Genomic DNA, 24,110 nt, shown 5'->3' on the forward strand with positions numbered 1-24,110 from the left:
CCTCCTAGGGGGGCACCCTAGGAACAGTTCCGCCAGGCTCGGGGCGGGCCGCCGTACCAGACGGCCCGCCCCGGGAACCGGCAGACAATCAGGAGATAGACGTGATCCAGCAGGAGTCGCGACTGCGTGTCGCCGACAACACTGGTGCGAAGGAGATCCTTTGCATCCGTGTGCTCGGTGGCTCCGGTCGCCGCTACGCGGGCATCGGTGACGTCATCGTCGCCACCGTCAAGGACGCGATCCCCGGCGGCAATGTGAAGAAGGGTGACGTCATCAAGGCGGTCATCGTTCGCACCGTCAAGGAGCGCCGCCGTCCCGACGGCTCGTACATCCGCTTCGACGAGAACGCCGCCGTCATTCTGAAGAACGACGGCGACCCTCGCGGCACCCGTATCTTCGGCCCTGTCGGCCGTGAGCTGCGCGAGAAGAAGTTCATGAAGATCATCTCGCTCGCGCCGGAGGTGCTGTAAGCATGAAGATCAAGAAGGGCGACCTGGTTCAGGTCATCACCGGTAAGGACAAGGGCAAGCAGGGCAAGGTCATTGCCGCTTACCCGCGCGACGAGCGCGTCCTGGTCGAGGGTGTCAACCGGGTCAAGAAGCACACGAAGGCCGGTCCCACCGCTCGCGGTTCGCAGGCCGGTGGCATCGTCACGACCGAGGCGCCCGTCCACGTCTCCAACGTCCAGCTGGTCGTTGAGAAGGACGGAAACAAGGTCGTCACGCGCGTCGGTTTCCGCTTCGACGACGAGGGCAACAAGATCCGCGTTGCCAAGCGGACGGGTGAGGACATCTGATGGCTACCACCACCACTCCGCGTCTCAAGACGAAGTACCGCGAGGAGATCGCGGGCAAGCTGCAGGAAGAGTTCTCCTACGAGAACGTCATGCAGACCCCGGGTCTCGTCAAGATCGTGGTCAACATGGGTGTCGGCGACGCCGCCCGTGACTCGAAGCTCATGGACGGTGCCGTCCGCGACCTGACCACCATCACGGGTCAGAAGCCGGCCGTCACCAAGGCCCGGAAGTCCATCGCGCAGTTCAAGCTGCGCGAGGGTCAGCCGATCGGCTGCCACGTCACGCTTCGTGGCGACCGCATGTGGGAGTTCCTGGACCGCACCCTGTCGCTCGCGCTGCCGCGCATCCGCGACTTCCGTGGTCTGTCTCCCAAGCAGTTCGACGGCCGTGGCAACTACACCTTCGGTCTCACCGAGCAGGTCATGTTCCACGAGATCGACCAGGACAAGATCGACCGCGTCCGGGGTATGGACATCACCGTGGTCACCACGGCGACCAACGACGCCGAAGGCCGTGCCCTTCTCCGTCACCTCGGCTTCCCCTTCAAGGAGGCGTAAGCGAGATGGCGAAGAAGGCTCTGATTGCCAAGGCTGCTCGTAAGCCCAAGTTCGGTGTACGTGGCTACACGCGCTGCCAGCGCTGCGGCCGTCCGCACTCCGTGTACCGCAAGTTCGGCCTCTGCCGCGTGTGCCTTCGTGAGATGGCTCACCGCGGCGAGCTGCCGGGCGTGACCAAGAGCTCCTGGTAATCCCCCAAAAGGGAATGCCCGGACGCTCTCGGTAAGCAGTGGGTTGGCAGATGCCCTCTCCTCCATGGCTTAGGCTAGGAGGGTTGGGCGTCTGCCGCCCGAACGCATGTGGGTACAGCCCACTAGTTAACGCTTACTACGCCGTAGGTCCCCGCACCGCACCCGTCCCGCCACTGAGTGGGGAGAGGGATGGCGCATACAGGAAACCCCGGCGAGAGAGGCCGAAGGCCAATTCATGACCATGACTGATCCCATCGCAGACATGCTTACCCGTCTGCGTAACGCGAACTCGGCGTACCACGACGATGTCGCGATGCCGCACAGCAAGATCAAGTCGCACATCGCAGAGATCCTCCAGCAGGAGGGCTTCATCACCGGCTGGAAGGTCGAGGACGCCGAGGTCGGCAAGAAGCTCGTCCTCGAGCTGAAGTTCGGCCCGAACCGTGAGCGCTCCATCGCGGGCATCAAGCGGATCTCGAAGCCGGGTCTGCGCGTGTACGCGAAGTCCACCTCCCTGCCCAAGGTGCTCGGTGGCCTCGGCGTGGCGATCATCTCCACGTCGCACGGTCTCCTCACTGGACAGCAGGCCGGCAAGAAGGGCGTAGGCGGAGAAGTTCTCGCCTACGTCTGGTAGCGGAAGGGAACGGAGGAAACAGCTATGTCGCGTATTGGCAAGCTCCCCATCACGGTTCCCGCCGGCGTGGACGTCACCATCGACGGCCGTACGGTTCAGGTGAAGGGCCCCAAGGGCTCTCTCTCCCACACCGTCGCGGCGCCGATCGAGGTCGCCAAGGGTGAGGACGGCATTCTCAATGTCACCCGCCCGAACGACGAGCGTCAGAACAAGGCCCTGCACGGCCTGTCCCGCACGCTGGTGGCGAACATGATCACCGGCGTGACCACGGGTTACGTGAAGAAGCTCGAAATCAGCGGTGTCGGTTACCGCGTCCTGGCGAAGGGTTCCAACCTGGAATTCTCGCTCGGCTACAGCCACTCGATCACGGTCGAGGCGCCCGAGGGCATCTCGTTCAAGGTCGAGAACCCGACGCACTTCTCGGTCGAGGGAATCGACAAGCAGAAGGTCGGCGAGGTTGCGGCCAACATCCGCAAGCTGCGCAAGCCCGACCCGTACAAGGCCAAGGGCGTCAAGTACGAGGGCGAAGTCGTCCGGCGCAAGGTCGGAAAGGCGGGTAAGTAAGCCATGGCATACGGTGTCAAGATTGCTAAGGGCGACGCTTACAAGCGTGCTGCCATCAAGCGACGTCACATCCGCATCCGGAAGCACATCTCCGGTACGGCTGAGCGGCCTCGCCTGGTCGTGACGCGCTCGAACCGCCACATCGTGGCCCAGGTGATCGACGACGTGAAGGGTCACACCCTCGCGTCCGCGTCCACCCTGGACACGTCGATCCGCGGCGGCGAGAACGACAAGTCCGAGCAGGCCAAGTCGGTCGGCGCCCTGGTCGCCGAGCGCGCCAAGGCCGCCGGTGTCGAGACTGTCGTATTCGACCGTGGTGGAAACCAGTACGCCGGGCGCATTGCCGCTCTGGCGGACGCCGCCCGCGAAGCCGGACTCAAGTTCTGAGTCCTGGTTCCGTAGCTAGCGGAAACAGAGAGAGGTAATTCCAATGGCTGGACCCCAGCGCCGCGGAAGCGGTGCCGGTGGCGGCGAGCGGCGGGACCGGAAGGGCCGTGACGGCGGCGCTGCTGCCGAGAAGACCGCGTACGTCGAGCGCGTCGTCGCGATCAACCGTGTCGCCAAGGTTGTGAAGGGTGGTCGTCGCTTCAGCTTCACCGCGCTGGTCGTGGTGGGCGACGGTGACGGCACCGTGGGTGTCGGTTACGGCAAGGCCAAGGAGGTGCCGGCCGCCATCGCCAAGGGTGTTGAGGAGGCCAAGAAGCACTTCTTCAAGGTTCCCCGTATCCAGGGCACCATCCCGCACCCGATCACGGGCGAGAAGGCCGCGGGCGTCGTCCTGCTCAAGCCTGCTTCTCCCGGTACCGGCGTCATCGCCGGTGGCCCGGTGCGTGCTGTGCTCGAGTGCGCCGGCGTTCACGACATCCTGTCGAAGTCGCTCGGCTCTTCCAACGCGATCAACATCGTGCACGCGACCGTGGCGGCCCTCAAGGGCCTGCAGCGTCCCGAGGAGATCGCGGCCCGCCGTGGTCTGCCCCTCGAGGACGTCGCCCCCGCGGCTCTGCTTCGTGCACGTGCGGGAGCGGGTGCGTAGTCATGGCCCAGCTCAGGATCACGCAGAAGAAGTCGTTCATCGGCAGCAAGCAGAACCACCGCGACACCCTTCGTTCGCTTGGTCTCAAGCGGATCAACGATGTGGTCGTCAAGGAGGACCGCCCCGAGTTCCGCGGAATGGTTCACACCGTCCGCCACCTCGTGACGGTTGAGGAGGTCGACTGATCATGGCGGAGAACAACCCGCTCAAGATCCACAACCTCCGTCCCGCCCCGGGCGCCAAGACCGCGAAGACGCGAGTCGGTCGTGGTGAAGCGTCCAAGGGTAAGACGGCCGGTCGTGGTACCAAGGGCACGAAGGCCCGCTACCAGGTTCCGGAGCGCTTCGAGGGTGGCCAGATGCCCCTCCACATGCGTCTCCCGAAGCTCAAGGGCTTCCGGAACCCGTTCAAGACCGAGTACCAGGTCGTGAACCTCGACAAGCTGGCGTCGCTGTACCCCGAGGGTGGCGAGGTCACCGTCGAGGGACTCGTCGCCAACGGTGCGGTGCGCAAGAACAGCCTCGTCAAGGTCCTCGGCCAGGGCGAGATCTCCGTGGCACTGCAGGTGACGGTCGACGCCGTCTCCGGCTCCGCCAAGGAGAAGATCACCGCCGCCGGCGGTACCGTCACCGAGCTGGTCTGAGTACGTCAGGCAACCCGATGACATGAGCGATCCCTGACCGGGGGTGCCCCACAAAAGGGGCATCCCCGGTTGGTCGTTCCTAGGGAAGCGGTGTCGCCGGTAAGGTGGCCTGCGCTGCTGATTTTCGCCCGGTGTGCCGCCAGGGAACTCCAGGTGGCTCCTGACTGTTAGTTAGCTGTCCGTTACTTATTCGTCGAACCTCAAGACCGTCACCTCTGGCGCACTTGCGCGGGGGTCGCAGGAGGCACCGTGCTCACCGCGTTCGCCCGGGCGTTCAAGACGCCCGACCTGCGCAAGAAGCTGCTCTTCACGCTCGGCATCATCGTGGTCTATCGGGTGGGTACGCACATCCCGATCCCGGGAGTCGACTATACGAACGTCCAGGCCTGTATCGATCAGGCGAGCAATGGGAACCAGGGTCTGTTCGGCCTGGTGAACATGTTCAGTGGTGGCGCGCTGCTGCAGATCACGATCTTCGCCCTCGGCATCATGCCGTACATCACGGCGAGCATCATCCTGCAGCTGTTGACCGTGGTGATCCCGCGTCTGGAGGCCCTCAAGAAGGAGGGTCAGGCAGGCACGGCGAAAATCACGCAGTACACCCGTTATCTGACGGTGGCCCTGGCCATCCTGCAGGGCACCGGCCTGGTGGCCACCGCCCGCAGCGGTGCGCTCTTCACGGGCTGCACGGTCGGCGGTCAGATCGTTCCCGACCAGTCGATCTTCGTCACCATCACGATGGTCATCACCATGACCGCCGGTACGGCCGCCGTCATGTGGCTCGGTGAGCTCATCACCGACCGCGGCATCGGCAACGGCATGTCCATCCTGATGTTCATCTCGATCGCCGCGACGTTCCCGTCGGCGCTGTGGGCCATCAAGCAGCAGGGCACCCTCGCGGACGGCTGGATCGAGTTCGGCACCGTCATCGCGGTCGGCCTCGTCATGGTCGGCCTGGTGGTCTTCGTCGAGCAGGCCCAGCGCCGCATCCCGGTCCAGTACGCGAAGCGGATGATCGGCCGCCGCTCCTACGGCGGCACGTCGACGTACATCCCGCTGAAGGTCAACCAGGCCGGCATCATCCCTGTGATCTTCGCCTCGTCGCTGCTGTACATCCCGGCGCTGGTGGCCCAGTTCGCGGGCGGGACCTCCGGCTGGAAGACCTGGATCGAGCAGAACCTCACCAAGGGCGACCACCCGATCTACATCGCCACGTACTTCCTGTTGATCGTTTTCTTCGCCTTCTTCTACGTGGCGATCTCGTTCAACCCCGAGGAAGTCGCGGACAACATGAAGAAGTATGGTGGCTTCATCCCGGGCATCCGGGCCGGCCGGCCGACGGCTGAGTACCTGGGATACGTACTCAACCGGATCACCTGGCCGGGTTCGCTGTATCTGGGCCTGATCGCTCTCGTACCGACGATGGCGTTGGTTGGTTTCGGGGCAAACCAGAACTTCCCGTTCGGTGGCACCAGCATCCTGATCATCGTGGGTGTCGGTCTGGAGACGGTGAAGCAGATCGAGAGCCAGCTCCAGCAGCGCAATTACGAAGGGTTCCTCCGCTGATGCGAATCGTCCTCGTCGGGCCGCCCGGGGCGGGCAAGGGAACGCAGGCGGCGTTCCTCGCCAAGAACCTGTCGATCCCGCACATCTCCACGGGCGACCTCTTCCGTGCGAACATCAGCCGGCAGACGGAACTGGGCAAACTGGCGAAGTCGTACATGGACGAGGGCAACCTCGTGCCGGACGAGGTCACCATCGCGATGGCGAAGGACCGCATGGAGCAGCCGGACGCCGTGAACGGCTTCCTGCTGGACGGCTTCCCGCGGAACGTCTCGCAGGCCGAGGCGCTGGACCAGGCGCTCAAGGCCGACGGCGTGGAGCTGGACGGGGTGCTCGACCTGGAGGTCCCCGAGGACGAGGTGGTCAAGCGCATCGCCGGCCGCCGCATCTGCCGCAAGGATTCGAGTCACGTCTTCCACGTGACGTACAGCCCGCCGCAGAAGGAAGGCGTCTGTGACGCCTGCGGCGGGGAGCTGTACCAGCGCGACGACGACACCGAGGAGACCGTCCGCAAGCGCCTGGAGGTCTACCACACCCAGACGGAGCCGATCATCGACTACTACCGGGCCCAGGGCCTGGTCGTGACGATCTCGGCGCTCGGCAAGGTGGACGAGGTCACCCGGCGCGCGATGGACGCTCTCACGGCCCAGTCCGAGAGCAGGAACGACAGCGAGGGCGGCGGCCAGTAGCCGCCCTGGCCGGTTCGGCCGCGGTGCCCTCGCAGGGCGCCGCGGCCTTACTGTTGTGTACGTACCCCAGCAGGCAGAGAAGACGGAGAGCGCGGGCCCCCATGGTGCAGATCAAGACCCCCGAGCAGATCGCCAAGATGCGTGAGGCGGGCCTGGTCGTCGCCGCCGTCCACGCGGCGACCCGGGAAGCGGCGGTGCCCGGTGCCACGACCCGCGATCTCGACCAGGTCGCCCGCAAGGTGCTCGACGAGCACGGGGCGAAGCCGAACTTCCTGGGCTACGGCGGCTTTCCCGCCACCATCTGCACCTCGGTGAACGAGGTCGTCGTGCACGGCATCCCGAGCGACGACGTCGTCCTCAAGGACGGCGACATCATCTCCATCGACGCGGGCGCGATCGTCGACGGCTGGCACGGGGACGCCGCGTTCACGGCGTTCGTGGGCTCCGGCCACGCTCCGGAGCTCGTCGAGCTGTCCCGGGTGACCGAGGAGTCGATGTGGGCCGGGATCGCGGCGATGAAACTGGGGAACCGGCTCGTCGACGTCTCCCGCGCCATCGAGACGTATATCCGCCGCCAGCCGAAGCCCGGCGGCGGCAAGTACGGGATCGTCGAGGACTACGGCGGCCACGGCATCGGCACCGAGATGCACATGGACCCCCACCTGCTGAACTACGTGGAGCGACGGCGGGGCAAGGGGCCGAAGCTGGTCGCCGGGTTCTGCCTCGCCATCGAGCCGATGGTGTCGCTGGGGACGCCCCGGACCGAGGTGCTGGCCGACGACTGGACCGTCATCACGACGGACGGTACGTGGTCGTCGCACTGGGAGCACTCCGTCGCCCTGACGGAGGAGGGGCCGCTCGTCCTCACGGCGCCGGACGGGGGCCGGGCGAAGCTGGCCGAGCTGGGGATCACGGCTGCGCCTGATCCCCTGGCGTAGCCCCCAGGGGGGCAGGAAGGCTCTGCCGAACGGCGGTGTGTCGGCCGGCGGGGGCTGGTCGCGCAGTTCCCCGCGTCCCTGAAGGGGCGCGTCCTGGCATAGGGATCTTGCTTGTGGGGCAGACTTTCTCGATTCGTCTTTCCGGGGGCCCTGACGTAGACTGACTCGTCGGCTCTCGTGCATCCGCATGTCTGCATGTGGTAAGCGCGGAGTCGATCAAGGTAGTCGATTCGAAGGGCGAAGCGTGGCCAAGAAGCAAGGTGCCATCGAGATCGAGGGCACTGTCGTCGAGTCTCTTCCGAACGCCATGTTCAAGGTTGAGCTCCAGAACGGCCACCAGGTTCTGGCACACATCAGCGGCAAGATGCGTATGCACTACATCCGCATCCTCCCTGACGACCGGGTCGTGGTGGAGCTGTCTCCGTACGACCTGACGCGTGGCCGGATCGTCTACCGGTACAAGTAGATCTTGCCTGTGCCCCGCTTCCGCGGGGCGGTGGCACTGACCCGGAGAACCTCACCAATGAAGGTCAAGCCGAGCGTCAAGAAGATCTGCGACAAGTGCAGGGTGATCCGCCGTCACGGCCGGGTCATGGTCATCTGCGAAAACCCGCGCCACAAGCAGCGCCAGGGCTGACGCACGACCGCACCTTCTGCACCCGCAGAACTTCGCGCGACGCAGTACATGTTCATACGCAGAGCCCGGATCCGCTGTCCGCAGGGATCCGACACCCCCGGTCGGAGGCCGGGGACCCGATCCGTACCGAATCTTCGCGGCAGAGGATGACGGCGGGTGGGAGCCGGTTCTGTGGAAGACCTCCGAACGACAACTGGAGCCATTGAATGGCACGCGTTTCCGGTGTTGACATCCCGCGCGAAAAGCGCGTGGAGGTTGCCCTCACCTACGTGTTCGGCATTGGCCGGACTCTTTCGCAGAAGACGCTGGCGGACACCGGCGTGAACCCCGACACGCGCGTCCGTGACCTCTCCGAGGAGGAGCTGGTCCGGATCCGCGAGTACGTGGACGCCAACTTCAAGACCGAGGGTGACCTCCGCCGTGAGGTCCAGGCCGACATCCGCCGCAAGGTCGAGATCGGCACGTACCAGGGTCTGCGTCACCGTCGTGGACTGCCCGTCCGCGGTCAGCGCACCAGCACGAACGCCCGTACCCGCAAGGGCCCGCGTCGCGCCATCGCCGGCAAGAAGAAGCCGGGCAAGAAGTAGTCCTCAGCGGACAACGCTTCATCAGCGGTCTTCGCTGTAGGACCGACCACCTCCCCGTAGGAGTTATAGATGCCCCCCAAGGGTCGTCAGGGCGCTGCCAAGAAGGTGCGCCGCAAGGAAAAGAAGAACGTCGCTCACGGTCACGCGCACATCAAGAGCACGTTCAACAACACCATCGTCTCGATCACGGACCCCTCGGGCAACGTGATCTCCTGGGCCTCCGCCGGCCACGTCGGCTTCAAGGGCTCGCGCAAGTCCACCCCCTTCGCCGCGCAGATGGCCGCCGAGTCGGCCGCCCGCCGCGCGCAGGAGCACGGCATGCGCAAGGTCGACGTCTTCGTCAAGGGTCCCGGCTCCGGCCGTGAGACCGCGATCCGCTCCCTCCAGGCCACCGGCCTCGAGGTCGGCTCGATCCAGGACGTGACGCCCACGCCGCACAACGGCTGCCGTCCGCCCAAGCGCCGTCGCGTCTGACGCACGGTTGTCTTAGTTTTTCCCAGGGTCCGGGCGGTACAGCTCTTCGGAGACGTGCCGCCCGTACCCTTGCAGTAACAGTTGGGCGTCAAATAGCGGGCGCCCCTGACTGAAGGATCGCACCATGCTTATTGCTCAGCGTCCGTCGCTGACCGAAGAGGTCGTCGACGAATTCCGCTCCCGGTTCGTGATCGAGCCGCTGGAGCCGGGCTTCGGCTACACCCTCGGCAACTCCCTCCGTCGTACGCTCCTCTCCTCGATCCCCGGCGCCGCTGTCACCAGCATCCGGGTCGACGGTGTCCTGCACGAGTTCACCACCGTGCCGGGCGTCAAGGAGGACGTCACCGACCTGATCCTCAACATCAAGCAGCTGGTCGTCTCCTCGGAGCACGACGAGCCGGTCGTGATGTACCTGCGCAAGCAGGGCCCGGGTCTGGTCACCGCCGCAGACATCGCGCCCCCGGCCGGTGTCGAGGTCCACAACCCCGACCTCGTCCTCGCCACGCTCAACGGCAAGGGCAAGCTGGAGATGGAGCTGACCGTCGAGCGCGGTCGCGGCTACGTCTCCGCCGTGCAGAACAAGCAGGTCGGTCAGGAGATCGGGCGCATCCCGGTCGACTCGATCTACTCGCCCGTTCTCAAGGTCACCTACAAGGTCGAGGCGACCCGTGTCGAGCAGCGCACCGACTTCGACAAGCTGATCGTCGACGTCGAGACCAAGCAGGCCATGCGTCCCCGTGACGCCATGGCGTCGGCCGGCAAGACCCTGGTCGAGCTGTTCGGTCTGGCGCGCGAGCTCAACATCGACGCCGAGGGCATCGACATGGGCCCGTCCCCGACGGACGCCGCCCTCGCCGCCGATCTCGCCCTGCCGATCGAGGAGCTCGAGCTCACCGTTCGGTCGTACAACTGCCTCAAGCGCGAGGGCATCCACTCCGTGGGTGAGCTCGTGGCGCGGTCCGAGGCCGACCTGCTCGACATCCGCAACTTCGGTGCGAAGTCGATCGACGAGGTCAAGGCGAAGCTGGCCGGCATGGGCCTGGCCCTGAAGGACAGCCCGCCCGGATTCGACCCGACCGCCGCCGCCGACGCCTTCGGCGCGGACGACGACGTCGACGCGGGCTTCGTCGAGACCGAGCAGTACTGAGCGCTCCGCGAGATCACTTCGCCGGATCGGCTGAGAATTGACTGCGGGCCCGTCGCGGCTGGTCGCGCAGTTCCCCGCGTCCCTTTGGGGCGCGGGTCTTCCGGAGCCTTGGAAAAGGGTCCGGATCTTCGACAGGCGATCGCCTGCTCGGACACTGACCTCGGTACCTGATACGGCCGGGGCAGACACCTAGGAGAAAGACCATGCCGAAGCCTGCCAAGGGTGCCCGTCTGGGCGGCAGTGCCGCGCACGAGAAGCTGCTCCTCGCGAACCTCGCGAAGTCGCTCTTCGAGCACGGCAAGATCACGACCACCGAGGCGAAGGCCCGCCGCCTGCGGCCGTACGCCGAGCGTCTGGTCACCAAGGCGAAGAAGGGCGACCTTCACAACCGCCGTCAGGTCCTCTCGGTCATCACGGACAAGAGCATCGTGCACACGCTCTTCACCGAGATCGGCCCGCGCTACGAGAACCGCCCGGGTGGCTACACCCGTATCACCAAGATCGGTAACCGCCGTGGCGACAACGCGTCCATGGCCGTCATCGAGCTGGTGGAGGCCCTGACCGTGGCCCAGCAGGCCACCGGTGAGGCCGAGGCGGCGACGAAGCGCTCCGCGAAGGACGCCGAGGTCGAGACCAAGACCGAGGAGACCAAGACCGAGGAGACTCAGGTCGAGGACGCCAAGGTCGACGTGGCCAAGGGTGACGAGGCTGCCGAGGAGTCCAAGGACGCGTAAGACCGTCCTTCGACTGCGGCGCCGTCGTGGCTGATCGCGCAGTTCCCCGCGCCCCTTCAGGGGCGTGCTTGAGTGGGTCCGTTCCTTTCAGGGGCGGGCCCGCTCTCGTGTTCCTGAAAGGATCTCCAGGTGAGTGACGAAGCAGCGCCCGGCCATGTCCGCGTCCGGATGGACGTCTCGTACGACGGGAGCGAGTTCTCCGGGTGGGCCAAGCAGGCCGCGGGGCGCAGGACCGTACAGGGCGAGATCGAGGACGCGCTGCGGACCGTGACGCGGTCGGGTGAGGCGCTGTACGAGCTGACCGTGGCCGGGCGGACGGATGCGGGGGTGCATGCCCGCGGGCAGGTGGCGCATGTCGATCTGCCTGAGGAGCTGTGGGCCGAGCACCGGGAGAAGCTGCTCAAGCGGCTGGCCGGGCGGCTGCCCAAGGATGTGCGGGTGTGGGCGGTGACCGAGGCGCCGAGCGGGTTCAACGCGCGGTTCTCGGCGATGTGGCGGCGGTACGCCTACCGCGTGACCGACAATCCGGGCGGGGTCGACCCCCTGCTGCGCAGCCACGTCCTGTGGCACGACCGGCCGCTCGACGTCGACGCCATGAACGAGGCCGCCCAGGGGCTGCTCGGGGAGCACGACTTCGCCGCGTACTGCAAGAAGCGCGAGGGCGCCACCACCATCCGTACGCTCCAGGAGCTGCGGCTGGAGCGGGGGAGTGACCAGGTCGTCACGGCGACCGTGCGGGCGGACGCCTTCTGCCACAACATGGTGCGCTCGCTGATCGGGGCGCTGCTGTTCGTGGGGGACGGGCACCGGGGGGCCGACTGGCCGGCGAAGGTACTGGCCGCCGGGGTGCGGGACTCCGCGGTGCACGTGGTGCGGCCGCACGGGCTGACGCTGGAGGAGGTCGGCTACCCGGCGGACGAGCTGCTCGCCGCGCGGAACAAGGAGGCGCGCAACCGGCGGACGCTGCCCGGGGGCGCGGGAGTGTGCTGCTGAGCGGACGGGTGCGGGACCGGGGAAGGCCTGCCGGTGCCGCCTTCCCCGGGGCGGGGTCGTGGTCCGTCAGCCGGTGGTCCAGGCGGTGACGAGTTCCGTCAGGGCCTTCGTGGCGGTGCGGGCCCCGAAGCCGTCGCCCCGGGCCCGGGGGGCGAGCTCCACATGGAGGAACGTCGCGTGGCGCTGCTGCGCCGAGCGGCCCTGGACGTTCGTGGTGCCTTCCAGCGGGCACCGGTCCGACCAGCCCCGGCAGACCCGCAGACCGTCGGCCTCCATGCGGTCGGCCAGGGCGGTGGCCTCGCCGAGCGCGTTCTGCGCGGCCCCGGTGGAGACCACGGCCTCGTAGGGGCGGTCCGGCGCCTTGGCGAAGCCGTGCAGCTGCAGGCCGGGCACCCCGCGCTTCTGGAGCTCCACGACGACGGCGTGGAAGGCGCTGTCCTCGCGGTGGGCGACGTCAGCGGCCCCCTCGGAACCGGCGCGGCGGTGCGCGCCGGCCAGCACCAGCGACCCGCCGGGAGCGCCCTCCAGCAGGCGCACGCCGAGCAGTTCGGTGTCCCGGTCGGAGACGGGGTGCGGCACCTGGGCGCTCCAGCGGACCTCGGAGTCGGCGTTCAGATAGAGGCGGCCCCAGCGCCGGGCGGGACCGGACCGGGCGGCGATCTCGTCGTAACGGCGGCCGGACGCGGTGTCGGTGAGCCGGGTGAGGGTGAACCCGGCCCGTGACAGCAGCCGTTGGGCCTCGCCCTCGTCGCCGTCCAGGAGCCGCCCGACGCCCTCGGCCAGCCGGGTGCGCGCGGCGTCGCCCGGCGGGGTGTAGTCGCCGTCGGGCCCCAGCCCGGTGGTGTACGCGAGGATCCGGCTGCGCAGGTCCACCAACTCCCGTGCGGGCGGAGGGGAGTTGTCCGCCGTGTCGTCCGCCGCCGCGTCGCAGCCGGCCAGGGTCGACACCAGGACAAGTGTCGCGCATATACGCATGAAACGTGACTGTCTTGTAATGGTGATTCCTGTGTTCGTTGTGGTTCACATGTGAACATAGCGAGGTGACGCCCCGTAAACCTTTCCGGGTACCCAGTGCGGCCGCTCTTACACTGGCCCTGGCCCTCACCGCCGCATGCGGTTCCGAGTCCGCGACGACGCCGGCCGCGAAGCCGGGCGGGCGTTCGTTCACGGTCGCCGCGGCGGGTGACGTACTCATCCACCCCGAGCTGGTCGAACAGGCCGCGAAGGACGCCGGGACGACGGGCAAGGGCGAGGCGGGGCTGGACTTCGGACCGCTGCTCGCGGGCGTGGAGCCGGTCATCGGCAAGGCCGACCTCGCGATCTGTCATCTGGAGACCCCGGTCGGGAAGCCGAAGGGGCCCTTCGAGGGATATCCCGAGTTCCTCGTCCCACCGCAGATCCTCACGTCGCTCAAGGACGTCGGCTACGACACCTGCTCGACCGCCTCCAACCACACCTTCGACCACGGACTGAGCGCCGTACGGCGCAGCCTGGACGCCATGGACGAGGCCGGTCTCGGGCACACCGGATCGGCGCGTACGCGCGAGGAGGCGGCGAAGACCGTCATCCGCGAGGTCAACGGCGTCAAGGTGGCCCACCTGTCCTACTCGTGGGAGTCCTTCCTCAACCCGACACCCGAGAAGCAGCGCTGGGCGTTCAACCGGCTCGACACCGATGAGATCAAGAAGGCCGAGGCCCGTGCGCGCGAACGGGGCGCCGAGGTGGTCATCCTCTCGGTGCACTGGGGGCTGGAGCACTACAACGAGCCGAGCGTCCCGCAGCTGCGGCTGGCGGAGCGGCTCACCGCGGAGACCGGTGTCGACCTGGTGATCGGACACCACGCGCACGTGGTGCAGCCGATCCAGAAGGTGAACGGCACCTGGGTCGCGTACGGCCTCGGCAACCAGGTCGCCCGGCACTCCTCGCCCACGGGGCTGACGGAGGAAGGGGTGATCGGCTGGTTCGAGTTCCGGGAGGGCGCCGACGGCTGGGACGTCTCGGCGCGCTACGTCCCGACCCTGGTGGACATCCCGCCGACGGCCGAGGAGGGCGAGAAGCTTTCCGCCGACGTGGTCACGGACCACCGGCTGGTGGATGTGCGGCGCGCGATCGCGGTGCCCGGCGACCTCTCCGAGGAGCGGATCGCCCGGTACCGGCTGGCGAAGGAGCGCATCCGCGGTTTCCTTTTCAACCGCGGGGCGCCCGGCGGTGAAGGGCTCAAGGAGCTCCCGCTGGACAAGTGACCGACGTCACAGCATATTCCGGGGCGAACGCCTACAACCTGGGCGGCCCTGAGAAGTCTTTTATATGACTGCCTGCTGCCGCCCTCGCACCTGTGCGAGGGCGATGTCCGTGCGGGCCGTCGACCTGTCGAGGTCGGAGGGGAAGACCACCGGTGACACTCAGCCGTGCCGTGCGCCCAGGTAAGGGGCGCCGGCGCATCCGCAGACGGGCGGACATGCCGCTGCTGGGCGGAATCCGTCCGCCGATCGCGCTGCTCTGCGTGCTCGTGCTCGCCCTCGCGGGTCTCACGGCCAAGGTGCTCGGACCGGCGGGCGACGAGGTGGTGCCGGAGGCGGTGCTCTCCTCGCAGCAGCACTTCGCGGAGGACGGCGCCATCGCCCTGCGCGCCTCGATCGACGAGCGGGTCGCCGACCTCGACCGCACCGCGACCGCACTCAACGCGGGCAGGCCGGCCGAGCCGGAACGCGTCCTGTCCGACCTCGGCACGACGTACCAGAAGTGGACCGGCACCACCGTGCTGGACCTGGAGAGCGGCGACGTGCTGGCCGCCCGGGGCCAGCCGATCCCGCTGGCCTGGCTGGACAAGGAGGTCCTCACCGGGGACCACGCCCTGACCCCGCGCATGGTGCGGCTGGAGACCGGTGACGTACGTCTGATGACCATGGCGGTGCTCGACTGGAAGGACCGGCCGCAGCAACTGCTGATCGCGTCCAACAGCCTGTCCGTGCCGGCCGTCACCCTGGGGCAGTTCCGTTCCATGGCGGTGGTGGCCACCGGTGGGGAGGTCCTGGCCACCGCGGGCTTCGAGCAGTCGGAGGCGCTCAACTCCGACCAGGAGCGCAAGGAACTCACCTTCCTGCAGAAGCAGATGACCGCCCTGTCCGACCAGGCGGCCGACCGCACCGAGGAGAACCCCGTCACCGCCCGGGAGCCCGGTTCCCACGGCTATCCGGGAGTCAGCGGGAGCCTGACCGGCAAGAGCTACAACGGCCGGATCGCCACGGCGGGTTACGCCTCCCTGGCCTCCGCCGACCCGGAGGAGAAGCAGAGCGTCGGCGCGGGTCTCGGCCTCACCGTGGTCGCCATGCTGCCCGTGGTCCAGCAGCAGGCCACCGGAGCGGGCCGGGAGCTGTACGGGCTGATGGCCGCCGGAGCCCTGGTGGTGCTCGGTCTGATCGCGGCCGCCGTGCTCTGGAGGACCGTGCAGCGGCCGCTGCTGGCACTCTTCCTGGAATCGCGCCGGCTCGCCCGCGGGGATCTGACGCGGCCGGTCGCGGTGCCCCGCTGGGGTGAGACAGCACGCCTGGGCTCCGCGCTCGAGCGGCTGCGCGTCCAGCTCGGGGGCGCCCCGGGCGGCGACTTCGCGTCCCACGGGGACAAGCCGGCGGCCGGCGGCCGGCGCCGCCTCGGCCTGCGGGTGCCGCTCGCGCTCACGGCCGTCCTGCTGCTGCTCTGGTCCGTGCCGGTCGGCTGGCTGCTCAACCGCACCGACGACTCCGTCAGCATCCCGGCCTCCATGGTCAACGACCAGCGGGACCGGACCGACCTGGTGGCCGACCGCGTCCGCAGGGCGCTCAACGAGGCGCAGGCCGACCTGGTCTCCGTCTCCAGCCTGATCGACGCGGGTGACGGCTCCGCCGGCACCACCCGAGAACTGCTGAAGCAGACCCTGCGCGAGCACACCCGCTACGGAGCGCTCTACCTGGTGGCCCAGGACGGCGAGGTCGTCTCCCGGGTGGGCGACGGACCACACGCCGAATGGAGCCGGGACAAGGGTCTGCCGAATGTCCGGCTGTCCGGGAAGGGCGGCCGCAAACCTGTCGTCCAGACCGGCGCACCTGTACCGGGGGAGAAGGGCACGACCCTGGTCGGCGAGGTGCGGGTGGAGTTCCTCAACTCGCTGCTCGCCCGGCCCGGCCTGGGCGAGGTACGGGTCGTCGACACCAAGGCGCGGACCCTCGCCGGCAGTGACGGCTTCCTCGCCTTCGAGGACCTGCCCGACGACTCGCTCACCGACCTGGTCCGGGCCACCGGCGTACGGGTCGGGGCGGGGCCCGTGGAGAACGGCCTGCTGATCCGCAAGGGCAGCGGGATCACCGTCGCGGCGGCCGCCCCCTTCTCCGGCGGAGGCGTGGCGGCCGACGTCGGCTGGACCGTGGTCAGCTGGCAGAACGCCAAGGCCTTCCAGATCGCGCCGTACCGGCTGGAGGACCGCAGCGTGCTCGCCGGACTCCTCGGGCTGGCCGCGATCGTCATCTGTCTGGGCTGGGTGCACCTCGTCGTGGCCCGCCCGCTGCGCGCCCTGGCCGACGCCGCCGAGAAGCTCGCGGACGGCGACCTCAAGACCGTGCACTACCCCCGCTACCAGGACGAGGTGGGAGCCGTGGTGCGCAGCCTCGAACTGGTCCGCCAGCAGCTCCAGGTCCGCAAGCAGACCCAGGCCCGCCGGCCCGCCGAGCCCGGCCGTCCCGTCGGAGGAAGGTGACCCGCTGTGCTCTATCTGTACTTCGTCCTGCTGGTCGGCGCCACGCTGCTGCTGGTGGCGGGCATCGTCGAGCAGCGGCGGCACTACGCCGCGCTGCACAACATCCCCTCCCGGGTGCTGGTCAACGGCATCCGCGGCAAGTCCTCCATCACCCGGCTGTGCGCCGGGGCGCTGCGCGGCGGTGACCTGGTCACCGTGGCGAAGACGACGGGGACGGCCGCCCGATTCATCCACCCCGACGCCACCGAGGAGCCGGTCTACCGGAAGTTCGGGATCGCCAACGTGGTGGAGCAGATCGGCATCGTCCGCCGGGCCGCCACCTACCGGCCCGACGCGCTCGTCATCGAGTGCATGGCCGTCATGCCGGCGCTCCAGGAGGTCAACCAGAGCAAGCTGATCCGGTCCACGATCGGCGTGCTGTGCAACGTGCGCGAGGACCACCTCGCCGAGATGGGCCCGACCCTGGACGACGTGGCGCGCTCGCTGTGCCGCTCGATGCCGGAGGGCGGTATCTGCGTCACCGCGGAGCAGGAGCGTTTCCACATCCTCCAGGAGGAGGCGGACGCCCGTGACTGCAAGCTGATCTACGCGGACCCGGAGATGGTCTCCGACGACGAGCTGCGCGGCTTCAGCTGGTTCACCTTCAAGGAGAACGTGGCGATCGCCCTGGTCGTGGCCGACCTCCTCGGCGTGGGCCGCGAGGTCGCCCTGCAGGGCATGTACGACGCCCCGCCGGACCCGGGCGTCCTCTCCGTGGAGCGGTACGAGGCCCCCGGCGGCAAACGGCTCGCCTTCGCCAACGTCTTCGCGGCGAACGACCCCGAGTCGACGCTGATGAACATCAACCAGCTGCTCGACCTCGGCGCGATCCACCGCCCGCTGAACGTCGTGATCAACTGCCGCCCCGACCGGGTGGAGCGCAACGGCCAGATGGGCGAGATCATCCCCGACCTCCAGCCGGACAACGTCTTCGTCATCGGCCACCCGGCCAAGAGCGCCATCGACGCGATTCCCGCCGAGTGGCGGGACCGGGCCGTCGACCTGGGCGGCGAGCGGCGCCCCTCCGAGGAGTTCATGCCCGCCCTGCTCGACCGGCTGGCGGCCGACTCCTCCCTCGTGGCCATCGGCAACATCCACGGCCAGGGCGAGGAGCTCCTGGAGTACCTCGCCGAACTCCCGGCGGACGAGACGCCCGCCGAGGACCCCGCCGACCGGGCCGGGACCGCGGCCGTCCGGCCCGCCCGGCCCGAACGGCCCGCCCAGCCCACCCGGCTGGACCCGTACGCCTCGTACCCCGTGGCGTACGAGGAGCGCTACCAGGCCGAGCAGACGCAGGGTTTTCCGGTGGTACGCCTCCCCGAGGGCGGCGCCGGGCAGCGGACCGTCCCCCCGCAGCGCACGCACGGCGCTCCCGCGCACCCCGCCGCCGAGTGGTACCCGGAGTACGGCACGCAGGCCGGCCGGGACGGGTACCGCGACGGCTACGACGCCCGGGACGGCTACGACGCCCGGGACGGCCACGACGGCCACGACGCGCCGGTCGAGGACGACTGGCCTTACCCCGTCACGGGTCACGGGCCGGGCGGTGGACAGCCTCCGCACTCCTGACCGCCACCGCCCACCGGGGGCCGCGCCCTTCGCCGCGGCCCCCGTCAGACCCGTGACATCCGCCCCCGTGCCCGGAGAATCCGTTGACCACCGCCGCCCTGACACCCGAGATGGCCGCCCTGGGCATCGCCATCGGCCTGTTCTTCTCGCTGCTGTGCTACCTCACCACCAATCTGTCCCCCGGCGGAATGATCACCCCCGGGTGGATCGCCCTGACGCTGATCGAGGACCTGCAGCGGGCCGCCATGATGGTCGGCGTCACGGCGCTGACCTACGCGGGCACCAAGGTCATGCAGCGGCTGGTGATCCTCTACGGCAAGCGGCTGTTCGCCGCGGTGGTCCTGCTCGGCGTGCTGCTCCAGGCCACGGTGATGATCGTGCTCTCCCTGGAGTTCCCGCTGCTCTACGGCAACCAGACGCTCGGCTTCATCGTGCCCGGTCTGGTCGCCTACCAGCTGGTGCGCCAGCCCAAGGGGCCCACGCTGCTGGCGACCGGCACGGTCTCGCTCCTGGCGTACATCGTCGTGGCCGCCGGTCTGCTGCTCGGCGTCATGCCCACCGTCTGAGCGGGCACGTCACACCGTCACACCGTCCCGAAAGACACCGGGGGAGAAACATGGCAGGGAAGAAGAAGTCGCGACCGGTCCTCTCCGGCGTGGTGGTGCTGGCGCTCGTGGGGGCGTCCGGCTACCTCACCGTGGAACTGCGCAAACAGGAGAAGGAGGGGGTCCCGGAGATCACGAGCGTCGGCGTGCTCGACGGCGCCGGCCGCTCCGCCTCCGACGGCAAGGACAGGAGCGGGGCCCGCTGGTCCCGGCTGGAGAACCCCGCCCGCTCCGTGCTGCGCGGGGACGACGGCCAGGTCAAGGCCGTGTTCACCGACGGAGCGCTCACCGCGACGCTGACCGGTCCCGGCCGCACCTTCGCCGAGCCGTCCTCGACCGGCTCCAAGGTCTCCACCACCGACTGGGTACGGCTGATGCCCGAGCCGTGGAAGAAGGGCGCGGAGAAGGAGAAGTGGTTCACGCGGTGGTACGCCGAGTACGAGGACAGCAAGGAGGACGACGTCTTCGCCTTCGCCTCCCAGTACGTGGCCGGTGCCCCGGTCAAGAAGGACGAGAAGGGGACCGCCTTCGCCGGTGACGCCAACTTCGGTCCGCTGAACACGGCCGGCGCCGAGGGCGGCGACCTGCGCCTCGAACAGTCCGACTTCTACGACTACCTCGGCGTCCCGTACCCCTTCCGGGACGGGACGACCGGGACACCGGAGGAGGTGCGCGCGCGGTCCGTCGACTGCTCGGGGTACATCCGCATGGTGTTCGGCTACCGGGCGCGCTACCCGCTGATGTCGTCGGACCGGTCGGGCGACGGTCTGCCGCGTACCGCCAACGGCATGGCGCGCTCGAAGGAGGGGGTCGACGTGCTTCCGCTGGCCGGGATCTCGGCCGACGACCGGCCGGCCAACATCGACCAACTGCAACCCGGTGACCTGGTCTTCTTCAAGCTGGACACCCGCACCGGCGAGCGGCTGGACCACGTGGGCATGGTGCTCGGCTACGACACCGAGGGGCACCTGGTCTTCATCTCCAGCCGCGAGGAGGTCAACGGCCCGACCATCGGTGACATCGGCGGCGCCTCCCGGCTGGACGGCAACGGCTACTACGCGAAGACGCTGCGCAGCGCCAAGCGGCTGTGACCGGGCCGGGCGGCCGGGCCGGGCGGCCGCCTACTGGTTGGCGGCCGCCGATGCCTGGGCCTCGCCGCGGCGGCGGATCTGGCGGAACGTGAACTCGGCCAGGTCGTCGCCGGTACTGAAGACCTTGGCGTCCTTCTCCGTCACGTCCTTGCCGTTCGTGAAACCGGCGACCGTGAAGTAGGCGTAGCGCCCGTAGGAGTTGGTCGTCGAGCGGCAGACCGCGGAGCGGCAGAAGACGGGGACGCCGTCACCGGTCAGGGACTGGACGACGCTCTTGTCGTCGGCGTCGGTCTTCGCCCGCAGCGCCTTGGCCTCGGTGTCGAAGACGGCCACGCCCACCGTCACCGCGACGCCGTCCTTCGCGTAGGTGACGCGGATGAGGCGGGTGCAGTCGTTCTTGGTGAGGACCGGGCCGAGGGTGCCCTGGGCGGCCGCCGCGCAGTTCTTCGTGGACGCCAGCGCGCCCTTCTTGTAGACGGTCTCGCCCATGGTGAGCCGGGTGCCCGGGAAGAGGGTGTCAGGACCGAGGGTCGCGGTGTCCTTCTTCACATCGGATATGAAGTCCTTCGGGTCCAGCGGCGGCGGCGCCGAGGTCGCCTCGAAGGACGGCCCCGTACCCGCGGTGTCCGAGGGGATGTCCGAGCTCACGGGCAGCTCGGAGGCCGGCTTGCCGGAAGCCTGCTCCTTGCCGTCCGCCGAGACGACGGCCACGGCGACGGCCGCGCCCACGGCGATGGTGGCCAGGGCGCCGCCGCCGACCAGCAGCCACCTGCGGCGCCGGTTGCGCGTCTCGGCGGCCTCGGCCAAGGCCGCCCAGTCAGGGGAGCGGCTGCTCCACTGCGGCGGCTGAGAATCCGATCCCCCGGAACCCCACTGGGGTCCCCCCTGCCCAAAGCTCATGGGCCGCATCTTAGACGGGACAAGGGGTGGGCCGGGCGGCGCGTGCCCTCTGCGGGATACCCTGAAACCCCGCGGGTACCTGCGGGCCGGCCCGCGTTTTGACCCGTACGGGCCACCGAAGGTATTCTTGCGGTTCGTTATGTGTATTGGCTTGCTCATTCTCACGTGAGGGGCCCTTACACCGGTCCACCGGGCCGATGACCAGCGGCAGGACTCGGTTGCGTCCCGAGGTCCGCCAGGGCTGTCGTACATCGTCCGTGGTGGCCCATTGTCAGGACCCACTCACTGAAGAAGCGAAGGCTACGACCGTGCGTACGTTCAGCCCCAAGCCCGGCGACATCACTCGCCAGTGGTACGTCATCGACGCCCAGGATGTCGTCCTGGGTCGTCTGGCGACCACTGCCGCGAACATCCTGCGGGGCAAGCACAAGCCGATTTACGCCCCGCACGTCGATGCTGGTGACTTCGTCATCATCATCAATGCCGACAAGGTGCACCTCTCCGGCAACAAGAAGACCCAGAAGCTGGCGTACCGCCACTCCGGTTACCCGGGTGGTCTGCGCTCCGTCCGTTACGACGAGCTGCTGGCGAAGAACCCCGAGAAGGCCGTCGAGAAGGCCATCAAGGGCATGATCCCCAAGAACACCCTGGGCCGTCAGGTGCTCTCGAAGCTGAAGGTCTACTCGGGCGACCAGCACCCGCACGCTGCCCAGCAGCCGGTGCCGTTCGAGATCACCCAGGTCGCGCAGTAGTTCCGGCCACCCCCTAAGACGAAAAAGAATCTGAGGAGAATCGTGGCCGAGACCACCGTTGAGCAGCCGGTCGAAGAGAACGAGACCGAGCTCGTCGACGTCGAGCAGTACACCACCGAGTCCGAGGTGCCCGTCGAGGGCGAGTACACCTCGGAGTCCCTCGCGGGCCGCTTCGGCGACCCGCAGCCGGCCGCCGGCCTGGGCCGTCGCAAGAACGCCATCGCCCGCGTCCGGATCGTCCCGGGCTCCGGCAAGTGGAAGGTCAACGGGCGCACGCTCGAGGACTACTTCCCGAACAAGGTGCACCAGCAGGAAGTCAACGAGCCCTTCAAGGTGCTCGAGCTCGACGGCCGCTACGACGTCGTGGCCCGCATCTCGGGCGGCGGTGTCTCCGGTCAGGCCGGTGCCCTGCGCCTCGGCGTGGCCCGTGCGCTGAACGAGGCCGACGTGGACAACAACCGCGCCGCCCTCAAGAAGGCCGGATACCTCAAGCGTGACGACCGTGCGGTCGAGCGCAAGAAGGCCGGTCTCAAGAAGGCCCGCAAGGCCCCGCAGTACAGCAAGCGCTAAATCCCGCTCGCTGTTCTGCACGCATCGCCCCGGCGGCACGTTCTGTGCCGTCGGGGCGTTCGTTTACCACAACCTTTGTCCGTGCTCGCTTGTCCGAACCTGTGTGCGGGCGCCGTTCGGGGTGCTGTTCAGGGCGGTTCGGAGCGGCCTTTCGGACACAGCCGCGGAACGGGCCTGGGAGACGGACAGGTACGGGGGATATACCTGGCAGGGGCCGGAGCCGCGCTCCTGGCCGGGCCGCACATCCTTGAGCAATCGTGTAGTAAGTCTGAGCAAGTTCGGAGGACACCAGTGGGACGACTCTTCGGGACGGACGGCGTACGCGGTGTCGCCAACGCGGATCTGACGGCCGAGCTCACGCTCGGTCTCTCCGTGGCGGCGGCGCACGTACTGGCCGAGGCGGGAACCTTCGAGGGCCACCGGCCGACCGCGGTGGTCGGACGGGATCCGCGCGCGTCCGGGGAGTTCCTGGAAGCCGCCGTGGTCGCCGGTCTCGCGAGCGCCGGCGTGGACGTGCTGCGCGTCGGTGTCCTGCCGACCCCCGCGGTGGCGTACCTCACCGGCGCGCTCGGCGCCGACCTCGGCGTGATGCTCTCCGCGAGCCACAACGCCATGCCGGACAACGGCGTCAAGTTCTTCGCCCGCGGCGGGCACAAGCTCGCCGACGAGCTGGAGGACCGGATCGAGTCCGTCTACGACGAGCACCGCACCGGCGCTCCCTGGGACCGGCCGACCGGCTCGGGCGTCGGACGCGTCCGCTCGTACGAGGAGGGCTTCGAGAAGTACGTCGCCCATCTCCTCGCGGCCGTTCCGAACCGGCTGGACGGTCTGAAGGTCGTCCTCGACGAGGCGCACGGGGCGGCCGCGCGGGTCTCGCCCGAGGCCTTCACACGCGCCGGCGCCGAGATCGTCACGATCGGCGCGGAGCCCGACGGGCTCAACATCAACGACGGCTGCGGCTCCACGCACCTCGGCCTGCTCAAGGCCGCCGTCCTCGAGCACGGGGCCGATCTCGGCATCGCGCACGACGGCGACGCCGACCGGTGCCTGGCGGTGGACCACACCGGTGCGGAGGTCGACGGGGACCAGATCCTGGCCGTGCTCGCGCTCGCGATGCGGGAGCGGTCGCAGCTGCGGTCGGACACCGTCGTCGCCACGGTCATGTCGAACCTCGGGTTCAAACTGGCCATGGAGCGCGAAGGAGTCTCCCTCGTGCAGACCGGAGTGGGGGACCGGTACGTGCTGGAGGAGATGAAGCGGCACGACTACGCGCTCGGCGGGGAGCAGTCGGGGCACGTGATCATCACGGACCACGCGACCACGGGTGACGGCACGCTGACCGGGCTGCTGCTGGCGGCCCGGGTCGCGCAGACCGGACGTACGCTGCGCGACCTCGCCTCCGTGATGGAGCGGCTGCCGCAGATCCTGATCAACGTGCCGGACGTCGACCGCTCCCGGGTGTCGACCTCCGCGGAGCTGGCGTCCGCGGTGGGGGAGGCCGAGCGGGAGCTGGGAGCCACCGGGCGGGTGCTGCTGCGGCCTTCCGGGACCGAGCCGCTGGTACGGGTCATGGTGGAGGCCGCCGACATCGACCAGGCCCGGGCCGTGGCGGGGCGGCTGGCCGACGCGGTGAAGTCCGCACTGGGGTGAACCCAGGGGCGCGCCGTTCCCCCTG

Annotated in this window: 30 protein-coding genes; 28 read left to right on the forward strand and 2 right to left on the reverse strand. The window is 68.6% G+C overall.

What is annotated here, in order from left to right; all coding sequences use genetic code 11:
- Positions 1 to 101: 101 nt before the first annotated feature.
- The 20 genes from rplN (at position 102) to truA (ending at position 12,180) form a co-directional block, all read left to right on the forward strand.
- The gene (gene rplN / locus QFZ75_RS22960; protein ID WP_003992364.1) at positions 102 to 470 is read left to right on the forward strand and encodes a 50S ribosomal protein L14; all 369 of its coding nucleotides are present in this window, start codon (positions 102 to 104) and stop codon (positions 468 to 470) included.
- A 2-nt stretch (positions 471 to 472) separates the two neighbouring features.
- Positions 473 to 796 (forward strand): 50S ribosomal protein L24, encoded by a 324-nt coding sequence (gene rplX / locus QFZ75_RS22965; protein WP_055513601.1) that lies wholly within the window; start codon positions 473 to 475, stop codon positions 794 to 796.
- Positions 796 to 1,353 (forward strand): 50S ribosomal protein L5, encoded by a 558-nt coding sequence (rplE, locus tag QFZ75_RS22970; protein ID WP_307539706.1) that lies wholly within the window; start codon positions 796 to 798, stop codon positions 1,351 to 1,353. Before rplX ends, rplE begins: the two co-directional genes overlap by 1 nt.
- A gap of 5 nt (positions 1,354 to 1,358) precedes the next feature.
- Positions 1,359 to 1,544: a type Z 30S ribosomal protein S14 gene (locus QFZ75_RS22975; protein ID WP_003948630.1), complete on the forward strand. Its 186-nt coding sequence runs from the start codon at positions 1,359 to 1,361 to the stop codon at positions 1,542 to 1,544.
- A gap of 235 nt (positions 1,545 to 1,779) precedes the next feature.
- Positions 1,780 to 2,178, forward strand: coding sequence for a 30S ribosomal protein S8 (rpsH, locus tag QFZ75_RS22980; RefSeq protein ID WP_081218894.1), 399 nt, complete (start codon positions 1,780 to 1,782; stop codon positions 2,176 to 2,178).
- Between the two features lie 24 nt (positions 2,179 to 2,202).
- Positions 2,203 to 2,742: a 50S ribosomal protein L6 gene (gene rplF, locus QFZ75_RS22985; RefSeq protein ID WP_269247080.1), complete on the forward strand. Its 540-nt coding sequence runs from the start codon at positions 2,203 to 2,205 to the stop codon at positions 2,740 to 2,742.
- Between the two features lie 3 nt (positions 2,743 to 2,745).
- Positions 2,746 to 3,129 carry a 50S ribosomal protein L18 gene (gene rplR / locus QFZ75_RS22990; protein ID WP_307539710.1) on the forward strand — a complete coding sequence of 128 codons (384 nt, stop codon included), beginning with the start codon at positions 2,746 to 2,748 and terminating at the stop codon, positions 3,127 to 3,129.
- 43 nt (positions 3,130 to 3,172) lie between these two features.
- The gene (gene rpsE / locus QFZ75_RS22995) at positions 3,173 to 3,775 is read left to right on the forward strand and encodes a 30S ribosomal protein S5 (protein ID WP_055513610.1); all 603 of its coding nucleotides are present in this window, start codon (positions 3,173 to 3,175) and stop codon (positions 3,773 to 3,775) included.
- Positions 3,776 to 3,777: 2 nt separating this feature from the next.
- Positions 3,778 to 3,960, forward strand: coding sequence for a 50S ribosomal protein L30 (gene rpmD / locus QFZ75_RS23000; RefSeq protein ID WP_307539712.1), 183 nt, complete (start codon positions 3,778 to 3,780; stop codon positions 3,958 to 3,960).
- Positions 3,961 to 3,962: 2 nt separating this feature from the next.
- The gene (gene rplO, locus QFZ75_RS23005; protein WP_043676833.1) at positions 3,963 to 4,418 is read left to right on the forward strand and encodes a 50S ribosomal protein L15; all 456 of its coding nucleotides are present in this window, start codon (positions 3,963 to 3,965) and stop codon (positions 4,416 to 4,418) included.
- Between the two features lie 249 nt (positions 4,419 to 4,667).
- The gene (gene secY / locus QFZ75_RS23010) at positions 4,668 to 5,984 is read left to right on the forward strand and encodes a preprotein translocase subunit SecY (RefSeq protein WP_307539714.1); all 1,317 of its coding nucleotides are present in this window, start codon (positions 4,668 to 4,670) and stop codon (positions 5,982 to 5,984) included.
- On the forward strand, positions 5,984 to 6,670 hold the full coding sequence (locus QFZ75_RS23015; RefSeq protein WP_307539716.1) for an adenylate kinase: 687 nt from the start codon (positions 5,984 to 5,986) through the stop codon (positions 6,668 to 6,670). Before secY ends, QFZ75_RS23015 begins: the two co-directional genes overlap by 1 nt.
- A gap of 101 nt (positions 6,671 to 6,771) precedes the next feature.
- Entirely contained in the window at positions 6,772 to 7,608 is an 837-nt protein-coding gene (gene map / locus QFZ75_RS23020) for a type I methionyl aminopeptidase (RefSeq protein ID WP_307539718.1), read from the forward strand.
- Positions 7,609 to 7,852: 244 nt separating this feature from the next.
- Positions 7,853 to 8,074 carry a translation initiation factor IF-1 gene (gene infA / locus QFZ75_RS23025; protein ID WP_003948620.1) on the forward strand — a complete coding sequence of 74 codons (222 nt, stop codon included), beginning with the start codon at positions 7,853 to 7,855 and terminating at the stop codon, positions 8,072 to 8,074.
- Between the two features lie 57 nt (positions 8,075 to 8,131).
- Positions 8,132 to 8,245, forward strand: a complete 114-nt coding sequence (gene rpmJ / locus QFZ75_RS23030) for a 50S ribosomal protein L36 (protein WP_003998809.1) — start codon at positions 8,132 to 8,134, stop codon at positions 8,243 to 8,245.
- Between the two features lie 206 nt (positions 8,246 to 8,451).
- The gene (gene rpsM, locus QFZ75_RS23035; RefSeq protein WP_307539720.1) at positions 8,452 to 8,832 is read left to right on the forward strand and encodes a 30S ribosomal protein S13; all 381 of its coding nucleotides are present in this window, start codon (positions 8,452 to 8,454) and stop codon (positions 8,830 to 8,832) included.
- 69 nt (positions 8,833 to 8,901) lie between these two features.
- The gene (rpsK, locus tag QFZ75_RS23040; RefSeq protein WP_003956432.1) at positions 8,902 to 9,306 is read left to right on the forward strand and encodes a 30S ribosomal protein S11; all 405 of its coding nucleotides are present in this window, start codon (positions 8,902 to 8,904) and stop codon (positions 9,304 to 9,306) included.
- Between the two features lie 124 nt (positions 9,307 to 9,430).
- A complete protein-coding gene (locus QFZ75_RS23045; protein ID WP_046583607.1) occupies positions 9,431 to 10,453 on the forward strand; it encodes a DNA-directed RNA polymerase subunit alpha in 1,023 nt (340 codons plus the stop codon).
- Between the two features lie 203 nt (positions 10,454 to 10,656).
- Positions 10,657 to 11,187, forward strand: a complete 531-nt coding sequence (gene rplQ, locus QFZ75_RS23050) for a 50S ribosomal protein L17 (protein WP_307539724.1) — start codon at positions 10,657 to 10,659, stop codon at positions 11,185 to 11,187.
- A gap of 129 nt (positions 11,188 to 11,316) precedes the next feature.
- The gene (truA, locus tag QFZ75_RS23055; protein WP_307539726.1) at positions 11,317 to 12,180 is read left to right on the forward strand and encodes a tRNA pseudouridine(38-40) synthase TruA; all 864 of its coding nucleotides are present in this window, start codon (positions 11,317 to 11,319) and stop codon (positions 12,178 to 12,180) included.
- 66 nt (positions 12,181 to 12,246) lie between these two features.
- Here truA and QFZ75_RS23060 read toward each other — a convergent pair whose 3' ends face one another.
- Positions 12,247 to 13,131, reverse strand: coding sequence for a hypothetical protein (locus QFZ75_RS23060; protein WP_307544702.1), 885 nt, complete (start codon positions 13,129 to 13,131; stop codon positions 12,247 to 12,249).
- An 89-nt stretch (positions 13,132 to 13,220) separates the two neighbouring features.
- Here QFZ75_RS23060 and QFZ75_RS23065 point away from each other — a divergent pair, with 89 nt between their 5' ends.
- The 5 genes from QFZ75_RS23065 (at position 13,221) to QFZ75_RS23085 (ending at position 20,213) form a co-directional block, all read left to right on the forward strand.
- A complete protein-coding gene (locus QFZ75_RS23065) occupies positions 13,221 to 14,423 on the forward strand; it encodes a CapA family protein (protein WP_307539727.1) in 1,203 nt (400 codons plus the stop codon).
- A 215-nt stretch (positions 14,424 to 14,638) separates the two neighbouring features.
- The gene (locus QFZ75_RS23070) at positions 14,639 to 16,909 is read left to right on the forward strand and encodes a HAMP domain-containing protein (RefSeq protein WP_307544704.1); all 2,271 of its coding nucleotides are present in this window, start codon (positions 14,639 to 14,641) and stop codon (positions 16,907 to 16,909) included.
- 6 nt (positions 16,910 to 16,915) lie between these two features.
- Positions 16,916 to 18,517 carry a poly-gamma-glutamate synthase PgsB gene (pgsB, locus tag QFZ75_RS23075; protein ID WP_307539729.1) on the forward strand — a complete coding sequence of 534 codons (1,602 nt, stop codon included), beginning with the start codon at positions 16,916 to 16,918 and terminating at the stop codon, positions 18,515 to 18,517.
- Positions 18,518 to 18,600: 83 nt separating this feature from the next.
- Positions 18,601 to 19,083 carry a poly-gamma-glutamate biosynthesis protein PgsC/CapC gene (locus tag QFZ75_RS23080; protein WP_307539731.1) on the forward strand — a complete coding sequence of 161 codons (483 nt, stop codon included), beginning with the start codon at positions 18,601 to 18,603 and terminating at the stop codon, positions 19,081 to 19,083.
- 50 nt (positions 19,084 to 19,133) lie between these two features.
- Positions 19,134 to 20,213 carry a C40 family peptidase gene (locus QFZ75_RS23085; RefSeq protein WP_307539733.1) on the forward strand — a complete coding sequence of 360 codons (1,080 nt, stop codon included), beginning with the start codon at positions 19,134 to 19,136 and terminating at the stop codon, positions 20,211 to 20,213.
- 30 nt (positions 20,214 to 20,243) lie between these two features.
- Here the strand turns inward: QFZ75_RS23085 and QFZ75_RS23090 are convergent, their stop codons facing one another.
- Positions 20,244 to 21,113 (reverse strand): hypothetical protein, encoded by an 870-nt coding sequence (locus QFZ75_RS23090; RefSeq protein ID WP_307539734.1) that lies wholly within the window; start codon positions 21,111 to 21,113, stop codon positions 20,244 to 20,246.
- Between the two features lie 308 nt (positions 21,114 to 21,421).
- On the opposite strand from QFZ75_RS23090, the gene rplM reads away from it, so the two are divergent.
- From rplM to glmM, 3 genes are all read left to right on the forward strand, one after another.
- Positions 21,422 to 21,865: a 50S ribosomal protein L13 gene (gene rplM, locus QFZ75_RS23095; RefSeq protein WP_055614906.1), complete on the forward strand. Its 444-nt coding sequence runs from the start codon at positions 21,422 to 21,424 to the stop codon at positions 21,863 to 21,865.
- Between the two features lie 42 nt (positions 21,866 to 21,907).
- Positions 21,908 to 22,435 carry a 30S ribosomal protein S9 gene (gene rpsI / locus QFZ75_RS23100; RefSeq protein ID WP_307539736.1) on the forward strand — a complete coding sequence of 176 codons (528 nt, stop codon included), beginning with the start codon at positions 21,908 to 21,910 and terminating at the stop codon, positions 22,433 to 22,435.
- A 291-nt stretch (positions 22,436 to 22,726) separates the two neighbouring features.
- Complete coding sequence (gene glmM / locus QFZ75_RS23105; RefSeq protein WP_307539738.1) at positions 22,727 to 24,085, forward strand: phosphoglucosamine mutase; 1,359 nt, start codon at positions 22,727 to 22,729, stop codon at positions 24,083 to 24,085.
- Positions 24,086 to 24,110 lie beyond the last annotated feature (25 nt).

Source organism: Streptomyces sp. V3I8 (assembly GCF_030817535.1).
GTDB lineage: Bacteria > Actinomycetota > Actinomycetes > Streptomycetales > Streptomycetaceae > Streptomyces.